This window comes from Ferrovibrio sp. (genome assembly GCF_965278975.1).
Classification (GTDB): Bacteria; Pseudomonadota; Alphaproteobacteria; order Ferrovibrionales; family Ferrovibrionaceae; genus Ferrovibrio.
The window spans coordinates 4,176,499-4,189,739 of the sequence record NZ_OZ257126.1 but is presented as its reverse complement, the minus strand read 5'-3'; the positions used below and the strand labels follow the sequence as shown (position 1 = coordinate 4,189,739).

The 13,241-nt window shown below is 68.2% G+C and carries 8 protein-coding genes; all 8 read left to right on the top strand.

The window, feature by feature from the left end:
• Positions 1–8: 8 nt before the first annotated feature.
• The 8 genes from ACQY7X_RS20090 (at position 9) to ACQY7X_RS20055 (ending at position 13,237) form a co-directional block, all read left to right on the top strand.
• On the top strand, positions 9–449 hold the full coding sequence (locus tag ACQY7X_RS20090) for a hypothetical protein (protein WP_428247221.1): 441 nt from the start codon (positions 9–11) through the stop codon (positions 447–449).
• A 68-nt stretch (positions 450–517) separates the two neighbouring features.
• Entirely contained in the window at positions 518–1,090 is a 573-nt protein-coding gene (locus tag ACQY7X_RS20085; RefSeq protein ID WP_428247220.1) for a hypothetical protein, read from the top strand.
• Positions 1,091–1,092: 2 nt separating this feature from the next.
• Positions 1,093–3,753 (top strand): hypothetical protein, encoded by a 2,661-nt coding sequence (locus tag ACQY7X_RS20080; protein WP_428247219.1) that lies wholly within the window; start codon positions 1,093–1,095, stop codon positions 3,751–3,753.
• The gene (locus ACQY7X_RS20075; protein WP_428247217.1) at positions 3,750–4,229 is read left to right on the top strand and encodes a hypothetical protein; all 480 of its coding nucleotides are present in this window, start codon (positions 3,750–3,752) and stop codon (positions 4,227–4,229) included. Before ACQY7X_RS20080 ends, ACQY7X_RS20075 begins: the two co-directional genes overlap by 4 nt.
• Positions 4,229–4,744, top strand: coding sequence for a hypothetical protein (locus ACQY7X_RS20070; RefSeq protein ID WP_428247216.1), 516 nt, complete (start codon positions 4,229–4,231; stop codon positions 4,742–4,744). Before ACQY7X_RS20075 ends, ACQY7X_RS20070 begins: the two co-directional genes overlap by 1 nt.
• Positions 4,744–6,861 (top strand): hypothetical protein, encoded by a 2,118-nt coding sequence (locus tag ACQY7X_RS20065; RefSeq protein ID WP_428247214.1) that lies wholly within the window; start codon positions 4,744–4,746, stop codon positions 6,859–6,861. Before ACQY7X_RS20070 ends, ACQY7X_RS20065 begins: the two co-directional genes overlap by 1 nt.
• A complete protein-coding gene (locus ACQY7X_RS20060) occupies positions 6,858–10,013 on the top strand; it encodes a hypothetical protein (RefSeq protein WP_428247212.1) in 3,156 nt (1,051 codons plus the stop codon). Before ACQY7X_RS20065 ends, ACQY7X_RS20060 begins: the two co-directional genes overlap by 4 nt.
• A complete protein-coding gene (locus ACQY7X_RS20055; RefSeq protein WP_428247211.1) occupies positions 10,013–13,237 on the top strand; it encodes a hypothetical protein in 3,225 nt (1,074 codons plus the stop codon). Before ACQY7X_RS20060 ends, ACQY7X_RS20055 begins: the two co-directional genes overlap by 1 nt.
• Positions 13,238–13,241: the final 4 nt, after the last annotated feature.

The window sequence follows — 13,241 nt, the reverse complement described above, 5'->3', positions numbered from 1 at the left end:
ATCCCGCCATGACCGCTCACAAGTCCATCCAGGAAACCAAGCGCACCGCCATCCCGCCCAAGCCGCTCGATACCACCGAGCTGCATGGCCGTGTCCGCGTCGCCTATTTCAGCTTCACCGTGCCCGCTGGTGATGCGGCGATTGACGACACCATCGCCCTCACCACCCTGCCGCTGGGTGCCCGCATGATCGGCGGCCATCTCGCCTATGAAGCCATGTCCACCGGCGGCGCCAACGCCAGTGTGCAGATCGGTACGGCGGCTTCCGCCGCCAAGTATCTCGGCACCACCAGTATCGATGCCGCCGGCTCCACCGCTTTCGGCAACACCGTGGCGCTGGCCTATGGCGACCTGATGACCGCCGATACCACCATCCTCGCCACGGTGAAAACCGAGGCCCTGGCCGCCACCAAGATCCTCGCCGGCCATATCCTCTACGTCCTCGACTAAACCCGCCGCGGCATCGCGAACCATGTTCGCGGTGCCGTTGGTGTTTCACGTGAAACAGCAGCCCTATCATGGCCCTTGATCCGACCCAGGCCGCCAACAAGGCGCTCAACGCGCTCGGTGCCGAGACGCTCACCGATATCGGGGAGTCCAGCACCAATGCGCGCCGTTGCCAGGCCGCCATGGCCATGCTGGTTGATGAAGTGCTTGAGGCTCATCCCTGGCATTTCGCCAAGCGCCGCGCCCCCTTGGCTGCCAGCGGCACGGCGCCGGATTTCGGCTGGGGCTATGCCTTTCCTTTGCCAACCGCTCCCTGGTGCCTGCGCCCGCTGCAGGTTGGCGGCCGCGATGCCGGCGACGATTGGACCGTCGAGGGCCGCGATATCCTGGCCAACGAACCCGGGCCGCTGCAGCTGGTCTTTATCGCCCGCGTGGATCTGGCGCAGGCCTCGGGCCATTTCGGCCGCGCGCTTGGCTATCGCCTGGCTGCCGAGATTGGTTTCGCCGTCACCAATTCCCGCGAAGTCGTCGCCGATATGTGGCGGCTCTATGAGCGTAGCTTGTCCGATGCGCGGGCGATCAACGCCCAATCGGCGCCGCCGGCCGAGGCCGAGGCGAGCTACCTTCTCGCGGCGCGGCGCTGACCATGCCGCTCGATAGCGTCACCCCCATCATCACCAGCTTCGCCGGCGGCGAAGTCTCGCCGTTCATGTATGGCCGGCAAGACCACAAGCGCACCTATGTCTCGGCCGCCACCGTCGAGAACTTCATCTGCCTGCCGCAAGGGCCGGTGGATCGGCGCGGCGGGACGCGCTTTGTTGCCGCCGCTAAATTCCCGGACCGGGATTTCCAGCTTGTCGATTTCGAGTTCAACGACGAACAGGCCTATGCGCTGGAATGCGGCCACCTCTACATCCGGTTTCTGATGGACAAGGCGCCGATCGTGGTGCCGGCCACCACGGCCGCCATCGCCAATGGCAGCTTTGCGGTAGATCTCGCCAGCTGGACCGCCGCCAACGTTTCCCATGCCGCCACTGGCGGCGGCCGCGCGCAATTCGCTTCGGCCGGCCTGCTCGAACAGAGCCTCGCCGTGCCGGCCAACGTTCTGCATGTCATCGCCTGCTATGTTGGCGGCATTGTGGGCCGTGACAGCCTCACAATGCGGGTCGGCTCCAGCCAGCATGGTGCGCAGTATCTGGCTGACCGCGAGCTGCTGCCCGGCTGGCACCTGCTGGCCTTCACCCCCACCGCCGGCACTGCCTGGCTGGAATTCGCCACCCGCGCCGGCACCGCCTGGCTGGATAATGTGGTGCTGCTGGATGATCAGCCGCTCGAACTGGTCACGCCCTTCACCGAGGCCCAGGTGCAGCGTCTCGGTTATGACCAATCCGCCGATGTGCTCTATCTCTGCGCCGCGGGCGAGCAGCCGCTGGCCAAGCTGCAGCGTTATGGCCACACCAGCTGGTCGCTGGTGCTGGTCGATCTGATCGATGGCCCCTACCTGCCGCAGAACGGCACCGCCACCACGCTCACCCCGGCTGCCACCACCGGCACCGATATCGTCGTCACCGCCAGCGCGGTTGCCGGCATCAATGGCGGCAAGGGCTTCCAGGCCGATGATCTTGGCCGCGCCATCGGCCTAAAGCATTCCACCACCTGGGGCTGGGCACGCATCACCGAGATCACCTCCACCACGGCGGTGAAGGTACATATCCGCACCGCCTTCGGCGCCACCGGCGCGGTGGCTGACTGGCGCCTCGGGCTCTACACCGATGCCAACGGCTGGCCGCTGGCGCCGGTGTTTCACGAGGAACGCCTGGTCTTCGGCGGCGCGCGCATCCGCCCGGCGCGGCTGGATGGCTCCAAGACCGGCGATTTCGAGACCTTCACGCCGGGCGTGAATGACGCCGATGCCTTCAGCTACAACACCGGCACGCGCAAGGTATATTGGCTGGCCAGCACCTCGGTGCTGGCTGGCGGCGCGCTGGGCGGCGCTTTCGTCGGCCGCACCGATGCCGCCGGCGCCCCGATCACGCCCACGAATTTCCAGGTGAAGGCCAATGGCCGCGCCTCGGCCGCCGCCATCCGGCCGCTGGTGCTGGATGATGTGGTTTACCTGCACCGTCATCGCCGTAAGCTGTTCGCCTATCGCTACAGCCTGGAGGCCGATCGCTTCGAGCCTACCGAACTCACCCTGTTCGCCGATCACATCACCGGCACCGGCCTGCGCCAGCTCGCCTATCAGGAGCAGCCCTTCGGCATCATCTGGGCGGCGCGCGATGATGGCCAGCTCGTCGGCTGCACCTATCTGCCGGAACAGGATGTCATAGCCTGGCACCGCCACCCGCTCGGCCGCAGCCAGGCGGCGGATGCGATGGTGCGCACGCTGTGCTGCATCCCGGCCCGCGATGCCGCCGGCGGCGGCGCCGATGTGCTCTATCTCGGAGTGCTGCGCGTCATCGATGGCCTGGCCGTGCGCTATATCGAAGTGCTTGAACCGCCACTGGCCCTCGATGCGCGCCAGGATCGCAGCTTCTATGTCGATTGCGGCTTGAGCCTGGAAAACAGCATCGCCGCCACGCTGCAGCCTGCCGCCACCCAGCCCGGCGCCGGTGTTGTTTTCACCGCGGGCGGCGCGGTGTTCCAGCCCGGCCATGTCGGGCAGCAGATCCACGCCGATTGGATCTGGCGCCGGCGCAATGCCAAGGGCCTGTGGATCTCGTCGCGCGAGAAGGGTATCGCCACCATCACCGGCTATACCAGCGGCACGGAAGTCACCGCCACTATCTTCAAGGCCTTCCCGGAAGGCCAGATCGCTGCTTCTGCCTGGCGGCTCACTGTTGCCGGGCTCACCGGCCTGGATCATCTGGAAGGCGAGGTGGTGCAGATCCTCGCCGATGGCGCGGTGCAGCCGCCGCGCGCCGTCACCGCTGGCGCCATCACGTTGGATGTGCCCGCAAGCATCGTGCATGTCGGCCTGGAATTCCAATCGCTGCTCAAGCTGTTGCCGATTGAGGCCGGGCGGTTCGCCGGCAATTCCAGCAAGCTGCAGCGCATCAAGGCCTTGGTGCTGCGCCTGCTGCGCTCGCTTGGTGGCATGGCGGGCCGTAGCGAAGATACGCTCGAAACCATCGTCTACCGCACCGCGGCCGATCCGATGAACGCGCCGGAGCCGTTGCTTACCGGCCTGAAGAAGATCGACTACGCCGGGGATTGGCAGCTCTCGGCCGAGGTGGTGTTGGCACAGGCCGCGCCGCTGCCGCTCACGCTGGCCAGCATCACTCCAGAATTGGTGGTCTCGGCATGATCGAAATCAAGCCTTTCACGCCGGCCGACCTGCAGCTGCTGGATCTCCAGCCCGAGCAGGGGCAGCTTGCGGCCTACTTCCAGGACCCCGCCTATGGCGCCGAACTGGCACGCCATGCTGATCGCTGGGGTGCCATGACGCTGTGGCTCGACGGCACGCCGCGCGCCTGTGCGGGCCTGTTGCCGAAATGGCAGGGCGTGCTCACCGCCTGGGCAGCAATCACGCCGGCCATCCCGCCGCGCGCCTGGGCTTGCATCGCCGCGGTCATGGAGGGCCGCTTGCAGCGTGCGCTCGCCGATCCGGCCTGGTGGCGCGTCGAGACCCATGTGCTCGATGGCTGGCCGCCTGGCCATGTGCTGATGCGGCATCTCCGCTTCGTGCCCGAGGGCCTGCATCCTTGCTGGGGGCCCGATGGCCGCGATTACTGGGTCTATGGCCGGCTCTGCCCGCCTGCGCCAAAACAGGAGATCGTCTGATGGCGATGGCCGCGCCCGCCTATCTCGCCATTGCCATGCAGGCCGGCTCGATGCTGATGCAGGGCGTGACTGGAGCACAGCAGGGCAAATACAACGCGGCCATGGCCGAGCGCCAGGCAGACGAAACCCGCGCCGCCGCCGCCGTGGAAGAACAGCGCCAGCGCATTCGCGCCCAATCGGTGCTCTCGGCCCAGCGCGCCCGCATCGCCGCTTCGGGCGTCGACCTGGAAGGCTCGCCGTTGCTGGCGATGGAAGAGGGCGCGGCCAATGCCGAATTCGACGCCCTGGCAATCCGTTACAGCGGTTCCAGCCAAGAGGCCCGCCTGCGTGCCCAGGCCTCACTGGATCGCTGGTCCGGCCAGCGCGCGCTGATCGGCGGCATCCTTGGCGCCGGCGCTACCGTGGCCGGCGGCAAAAGCTCCATCCAGCGCCTCTATGGTCCGCCGGCACCGCAAACGCCGGCGCCATCGCCACAGCCGAAACAGAACCTGTGGAGCGGGGGAGCTTACGGCTGATGCGCTTCACGCCGCCGCCATCTGAAACCCGCCTGTCGCAGCCCGGTCCGATGCCGAGGATGCAGGGTGACAGCGGCCTGGCGCGCGGCCTGGCCGCCGCTGGCGAGCAGCTTGCCCAGACCGCGCGGGTGATGGAGCACGAAGCCGAGCAGCAGGCGCAGAAGGCGGCACAGGTCGAGGCCGCCCGGATCTATTCCGAAGCCCGCGTCGCCACGCATCAATCGCTGCTCGATGCGCAGCGCGATGCGCCTGCCGATGGCGCCGGCTTTGTCGAGGGCCGGCGCCAGGCCCTGACAGCCGATCTCAAGCAGCGCCTTGAAGGCGCCAGCGAACGCGCCCGGCCGCTCGTCGCTGTCCGCTTTGCCGACCTGGAGGCCGATTATCTGGAAAAAGCCCAGGGCTTCGCCGCCGGGCTCAACCTGGCGCGGCAATCGGAAGATCTCGCCAGGGTGATGAACCTCTCCGCGAACCGTGTTCGCGTCGCCCCGGGCGAGGTCGTCGATGCGCTGGCCACGGCGGAAGAGGCCATCGATGGCTCCAGCCTGTCGCCGGCGGCGAAGGAAAAGGCGAAGAAGCTCTACGGCGATGCCATCGCCCGCGCCGCCCTGCAGGGCCTCAACGAGCAGGATCCGGCGCAGGCGCAGCAATGGCTGCGCGAGGGCTTCCTCGATCGCCACCTGACACCCGATGCCAAGCACGCGCTGGTGAATGACAACGAGGGCGAACTGCGGCGCCGCGATGCCCAGGCCAAGGCCGAAGCGGCACAGCGCCGCGCCGAAGAACGCCAGCGCCTGATGGATCTGCGGCTTGATCTCGCCGATCGCATCCGCGACGAGGAAGTCGCCAGCGCGGAAGGCCGCACCACCGGCCTGAAGCTCTCCGAGGTCCGCGCCGCCTATCCAGACCGCCCGGATGTCGTCGAGCGGTTCGAGAAGAAGATCAACACCAACCTCGCCACCGCGGCAGCCCGCGCCGAACTGATGGCGGCGCCGCTGGGTGAAGAACAGTCGATCATTGATCGCTTCACGCCGGCCGGAGACAACTACGCCAACACCGCCGCCGCGCGTGACCGGCTGTTGAACCTGCAGGCGCAGAAGCATCAGGCGATCAATCGCGACAGCGCCGAATTCGCCCTGGCGATTTCGCCCGGGCTGAAAGCGCAGCGCGCCAAGGCGTTCGAGACCGGCCAGGCTGCCGACCTGGCGCGCTACATGCGCGGCCTGGAAGAGCAGCAGGGCGCCCTCGGGTTGCCGCCGCACCAGCGCATGGTGCTGGCCAAGAATGATGCCGCCGCCATTGTCGAGCGCGTCAACAATGCCGCCACGCCCGATGCCAAGCTGGCCTTGCTGCAGGCCGTCACCAGCGGCAATGGCGACGAGGCGCTCGGGCGCCGTGCCTATGCCGCGCTGATCGAAGCCAAGCTGCCCGAGCCGCTGCAATATGCCCTTGAAGTCGGCAATGATCCGGCGCGGCTGCCTACCGCGCGGCGTCTGCTCACCGAACTGTCATCGGCGCCGGCCAAGGTGAACCTCACCGACGCAGACCTCAAGACCGTGGTGCAACAGGCTGACCGCGCCTATCGCGATGGCATCGGTGGCGTGCTGTCGCGTGCCTATGCGCTCACCGGTAATGCCGGTTTTGCCGACCGCCAGCAGCAGGATGCCAAGGTGCTGCAGCATGTCACCCGCACCCGCACGGCGGCCGGCCTGGATGATGCCGCCGGCTCGGCTTATGCCGATCTGTTCGGCCATCTCAAGCCGCTGCAGCTTGACCGCCTGGCGGCCGTGCTGTTGCCGGGCGATGCTGATGCCGCCGCCGTCGAACGCGGCCTGCTGGCGTTGCGCAACCAGGCTGCCGATGCCCTGGCTGTTGCCGAGCGGCCGAAAGACAAGGCGGCCGCCCTGGTATTCGAGCGTTCGACGTTGGCCGATTTCAGGCGCGCCGCCAGCTTCATCAATGCCGGCGAGGGCTTCGTGCTATTGCGGCCCGGCAGCGGCAAGGCCGTTGCGGGCGCCGATGGCCAGCCACGCCTGTTCACCTTGTCCGAGATCCTCGCCGCTGGGCAGGTGCAGGCGGCGCGCGACGAGCGGCCGGTGTTGGGGATGCCGACGCCATGATGCTGCGCCCGTTCCCCGAGATCGCCGCCGCTGATGCCGCCGACCGCCTGGCCGAACAGGAACGCTTCGTTACGCCGCTGGGCGATTACCTGTCGGCCAAGGCCGGCGAGGGCTTCTGGAACACCAGCATCGGCCAGGGCCTGGCGCAGCTGCGTGCCAGCACCGCGGCCGATACCGTCGAGATCCTGCGCCAGGCCGCTGCCGCCGATCCGCGCTCTGCCGCCAGCGCGCCGGCACAGCCGGCAACGCGTGATGATCTGCTGGACGAGGCCACCTGGAAAGCCAGCGAACATTTCCGCCCGGGCCTGAAATGGGATGCCCGCATGAGCGCCACGCGGGCGCAGGCGCTGGCCGAGATCCACGACGAGAATGCGGTGCGGCGGCACCTGATCGAGCAAAGTCCCACCGGGGCGCGCAGCCTCCTGGGCTTCGGTGCCGAGCTGCTGACCGGCGGCTTTGCCGAGCCGCTGAATTTCATTCCCTTTGCCGGCCCTGCCGCCCGCGCCGCAGCCGTGGCGCGGTATGGCGGTATCGGCGGCCGCGCCCTGGTACAGGCCGGCGAGGCCGCCGCCGGCACCGCGCTGGCGCAGCCGCTGGTGCTGCCGAGCCAGGTGCAGTTCGGCGATGATGTCGGCTATGCCGATGCCGTCGCCAACATCGCTTTCGGCGCGCTGTTCGGCGCAGGGTTCGGCGCCGCCCATGGCGGCTGGCGGGCCTGGCGCGATCGCGGCGGCGTGCATTCGGTGCCAGCCCAGCAGGCCGGTGCCGAGGCGCTGTCTAAAGCGGCCGCCGATCTTGCGGAAGGGCGGGCGCCGCAGCTTGAACTGGGGGATATCCTCGCCGCGCGGCGGCAGGTAGAGGAAGAAATCGCAGCGTTGCGCAGCGATCAGGCCGCGGGCGGCAGGTCCTCGGTCACGCCGAGCCGCTTGAGCGCGACGGGCGAAAGCGCCGTGCCCATGAATATGTCGCCGACCGACACGCCGGTGCCGCGCAGCCAGGCGCCGGATTTTGGATCCCAGGTCTCTACCGTGCCGCCGCCATCGGCGAATGAGACCATCCGCGCGATCCGCGTGTCATCGGAAAGCGCCACGGGGCCGGACAGTACGGCAACGGCGGGCTTGGATTTTTCAGGGTTAGGCAGCATTGATGCGTCCTCCGGGAAGAAGATAGTCCAGCCGACCGCCGATGGCAACGCGCTTTTCGCGTTGGCGGAGTCCGCCGCGCCCGGTTTCCGCGCCGATCTGCAGGCCCTTGCCGGCCGCCTGGATGGCCTGCATTTCGCCGGCGCCAGGGTGAAGGACCGCGCCAGCTTCGATGCCAAGCTGCAGCGCAAGGGCAGCGAGCGGTCGCTGGCCACCCTCGGTGATTATCTCGGCGGCCGCCTGTTTGCCGACAGTCCCGGCGCCTTGCGCCGCGCCGCTGCCGAGTTGGGCGGGATGACGCGGCTGGTCGATGTTGATGATTTCCTGCAGGCCGCGCGCCAGGGCGGGTATCGCGCGCTGCATCTGCAGGTGCAGCTTGGCAACGGCCTCTCTGCCGAGGTGCAGCTGGTGCCGGCGCCGTTCCGCGACATCCTCAAATCCTCGCATGATTTCTATGCCGCCTGGCGCGGCGTCACCGATTTCAGCACCGACCAGCTGCGCGAATTCACCGCAGGCCAGGCGCGTTTCGCCGCCGCCTTCGATGCGGCTTTCGCGCGCTGGCTCGGGCAGGCGCCGCCCTCTGGTGGCGGCGGCGATGGCGGTGTGGCGATCACGCCCTCGGGCCGCCGTGTCGCTGTGCGCTACGAGGTGGTTGAACTCTCCAGCCTGGTGCCGAGCCAGACCGATGACCTGGCGGTGAACCCGGCCTTTCCCGCCGAATTGCAGCCGCGCCGGCGTGACCGCGCGGCTTCGGCGGCGCAGATTGCCGAGATCGCCGGCAAGCTGGATCCCGAGTTGCTCGGCCGCTCCGCCTCGGCCGGCGAGGGCGCGCCGATCATCGGCGCCGATGGCGTGGTGGAAAGCGGCAATGGCCGCGTGCTGGCCCTGCGCCGTGCTTTCGCGCAGGACCTGCCGGGCGCCGAACGCTACCGCGCCTGGCTGGCCAGCCAGGGCTTTGAGGCTGACGGCCTGCGCCAGCCGGTGCTGGTGCGGCGCCGGCTGGACGATCTCTCACAGCCGGAGCGCGTGGCTTTCGCGCGTGAGGCCAATGACCGCGCCACCCTCGCGATGGGCGCCAGCGAACGCGCCATGGCCGATGCCGCCGGCCTGAATGCCGATGCCCTGGCGCTGCATCGTGGTGGCGAGCTGGCCAGCGCCGGTAACCGCGATTTCGTTGCCGCCTGGCTGCAGGGCTTGCCGGCGGCCGAACGCGGCAACCTGCTCGATCACCAGGGCCGTTTGAGCCAGGACGGCGCCCGCCGCCTGCAAGCCGCCCTGCTGGCCCGGGCCTATAAAGATCCCGCGCTCGTCGGTCATCTGCTGGAGGCCACCGACGATAACGCCAAGGCGATCGGCGGTGCGTTGCTCGATGTGGCGCCGGACTGGATCCGCCTGCGCGAGGCCGCCGCCGATGGCACCGTGCCGGCCGGTATGGACCAGACCGCCGCCTTGCTGCGGGCGCTGGGCCTGGTGCGCCAGGCCCGCGACAGCGGCACCAGCGTGCGCCTGCTGGCCGATCAGCTGGATATGTTCCAGCCCCAGGCCGCCGAAACCCGCGCCTTCCTCGAATTGATGTATGGCCCGGAACTGCGCCGCGCCATCGGCCGCCAGAAGCTGGCCGAGGCCCTGGGCAAATACGCCGAACAGGCGCAGCTGAACCTCGCCGGGGCGCGGCTGTTTGGCGAGCCGGTTTCTGCGCTGGAGATCCTCGGCCACCAGAAGCGCCTGGATGCCACGCCGCTGCCCGAACCCGAGATCGAAGCGCCGGCGGCGGCCAAGCCCAGCCCGAAGCCCGAAGCCGATATCGCGGCCGAGGCTGCCGAGCATGGCGTTGACCTGGAAGGCAATGTCGCGGAAGCGCCCGGCTTCCAGCAGCTGCAGGATGCCGGCCGCCTGGCGCCCGAGGATGCGAACACGGTTCGCGCTGCCGAAGCCCTGGCCAAGGCCGCCGATGATGAAGCCGCCGGGATGGAAGCGGCCGCGGCCTGTCTGTTGCGGAGGACCGCCTGATGTCGGCTAAAGACTGCATTGAAACCATCCGCGCCGCCGGCGGCGGCCGGCTTTCCGATGATGCCATCGAAAGCATCGTCACCCGGCTGGAGGCCGAGCGGCTGCGCCTGAAGTCTGAAGGCAGGCTCGACGATCTGGCGGCGCGGCTGACCGAGTTTGCCAAGCGCGAGGGCGAAAAGGCCAAGCTGGCGGCGGCGCTGGAAAAGCGCCAAGCCATGCTGCAGGCCCTGGCCACCGAGCGCGTCGAGACCGCGCTCATTGAGCACCTCGCCGGCGGGCTATCGCCGGTTCATGCCGTGCTGGCGGTGCTGGAAGGCTCCACCCGCGGCGTCGCCAATGCCCGCGCGTCCGTTGCCGCCACGCGGCTGGCTTACGAGGGCAAGTTCGTTGGCGACATGATGGCACGGCTGACCCGCGAATTGCCTCATGCAAAGAAGATGCTGCGCGATGAAGTCTTCCTCGCCGATGTGGTGCGCGAGATGTTCGAGCTGCGGCCGAATGGCCAGCCGGGCCAGAGCGGCAATGCCGATGCGCTGAAGGTGGCGCAGGTTTTCCGCGATCACTCGGATGTGAGCCGGCGCCAGCTCAACAAGCTGGGCGCCGCGATCGGCAACCTGGAAGGCTGGGCCGGGCCGCAGGAGCATGATCCGCAGGCGCTGCTGAAACTGGGCAAGGATGCCTGGATCAACTTCATCCTGCCCAAGCTGGATCAGCAGCGCACATTCGGGCGCGATGCCGTGGCGCTGGATGATCTGGCGCAGCGCCAGGCCCGCGCACGGCAGGATTGGCACCAGGCCGGCGAACAGCAGCGCGCCGCCGTGCGCCATGCCGAGGAAGGCGCGATCAGGCTGCAGCAGCTTGCCGAGCGGCAGGAGATCCTGGTGCGCCGCCGCGAAACCGTGGCGGCGCGGCATGAGGAATTGCAGGCCGAGCGCGGCGATAACCTGGCGCGCTACATGGATAATGAGGCCGATGCCCTGGCCGGCAAGATCGGCCATGAGATCCAGGATCGCCACGCCGCCGGCGCAGCCCATGCCGGCCGGCGCCAGCAGCAGATGCGCGAGAATGCCGTGGGTGAAACCCGGCTGCGCAACAAGACCGAGGCGCGGCAAAGCCTGCTGCAGCGCATTGATGGCCAGATCGCCGCCGGCGAGGCGCGCATCAAGCAGCTGCAGGAAATCGTTGCCGGGCGGACGCAGGATGCCGAGGATTTCCGCCTGCGCGGCGCGGCGGCCGAGGCCGAATTGCAGCGCCTGGCGCTGCAGGGCGATGGCCTGCGGCCCGGCATCGAGGATCCGCGCGAATTCTTGAGCCAGGCGTATGACACGATCATTTCCGGCCGTGACAACCGGGCGCGTCCGTCTGAACCGGCGAAAGGCCCGGCCAACCTGGCGCGCGGCCTGGAAAAGCACCGCGTGCTGCATTTCCGCGATGCCGATAGCTGGATCGAGTACAACAAGCTGGCGGGCCATGGCCGCATCTTCGATGCCATGATCGCGCACCAGAACCGCGCCGCGCGGGTGGCGGCGCAGCTGCAGGTGCTGGGGCCGAACCCGGAGGCGACGCTGCATGGCGCGCTGGAGCGGGTGAAGGATCGCATCCGCAACGATGCAGCGTTTCCTGTTGGTGACAAGGAAGCCGCGATCAAGTCGCTGGCGCTGGATGGCCGCATGGGCCGCATCGCTGCCGCTGTGGCGGAAATGCAGGGCCTGACGCTGGCGCCCGGCAATGTCACCGCCGCCCGCATCGGCGCCAGCATCCGCGCGGTGCAGAGCATGGCCAAGCTCGGCGGCGCCGTGATCTCGTCGATTTCCGATCTCGCCACCACGGCGGTGAACCTGACCTACAATGGTAAACCGATTGGTCAGGCTTGGGCGGGGCAGCTTGAAGAACTCTTTGTTGGGCGTGGAGATGCCGAGAAGCGGCAAATCGCCATGCTGGCTGGTGAGGTCTTCGATGGCATCATCGGCCATATGGTGGTGGACAGCACTGCCGGCGATGGTGCACCCGGCGCCGTGGCGCGCAGCATGGAAACCTTTTTCCGCTGGAGCGGCCTCACCTGGTGGACCGATGCCCGCCGCGCCGGCGCCGCGCGCATGCTCTCGGCCTGGCTGGGTGAGAATGCGGCGCTGGAACATACGGCGCTGCCGGCCAAGCTGCAGCGCGTGCTGGGTTTGCATGGCATTGGCGAGCCTGAATGGAACGTGCTGCGCCAGGCGCGGTTCCACGAACTGAATGGCCGAACCTATGTGACCGGCGACCGCATCGGCGACCTGCCCGATGACGTGGTGCGTGCGCTGATCTCGGATGCCGAGATTTCCAATGCCCGCGCCGCCTTCAAGCTGGATGAAGCCACCCACAAGCAATTCGGCAAGGACGTGCCGGTGGCGGCCGAGATGATGGCGCAGCGCCAGGCGCGCTACGATGGCTGGCTGGCGGCCGAGACCGCCCGCAAGCGCGACAACCTGGAAATCGCGGTGCGGCGCTACATCGCCGATGAAACCAATTTCGCCGTGGTGGAAACCGACGAGGCCTCGCGCCGCCTGGCTTTGCTGAATACCGCCGCACCCGCCGGCACCCTGGCCGGCGAGGCCTTGCGCTTTGTCATGCAGTTCAAGGGCTATCCCATCGCCTTCACCCAGCGCGTGCTCGGCCGCGCCATCAATGGCGCGGAAGGCGACACTACGGCGCAGCGGCTGCTGAACAATGCCGGGCATCTCGGCCATCTCATCGCCGGTGTCACCATCGCAGGCTACATGAGCATGACGGCCAAGGACGCGCTGCGCGGCTGGGATACGCGGGATCCGAAACAGCCCGCCACCTGGCTGGCGGCGATGCAGCAGGGCGGCGGCCTGGGCATCTATGGCGATTTTCTCTTCGGCCAGGCCAGCCGCTTCGGCAACACATTCGTCGAAACCGTGGCGGGTCCGACGCTCGGCACCGTCGGTGGCGCGGTCAATCTGCTCACCGGCGCCCGCGATACCGGGCTTAACGCGATATTCCAGGAAGCCCGCGACGGCAATCTGCGGGCAGGGCAATGGCTGAATTGGGGCCTGCAGAACACGCCATTCCTCAATCTTTGGTACGCGCGGCCGGCCCTGGATTTCCTGGTCCTGAATTCCATGAAGGAAGGGCTTAGCCCGGGCTACCTGCAGCGCCAGCAGCGTGACCGCTACAGGCAATACCGCCAGGAACGCATCTGGCCGCTGATGCCGGGCCGATAGGGAA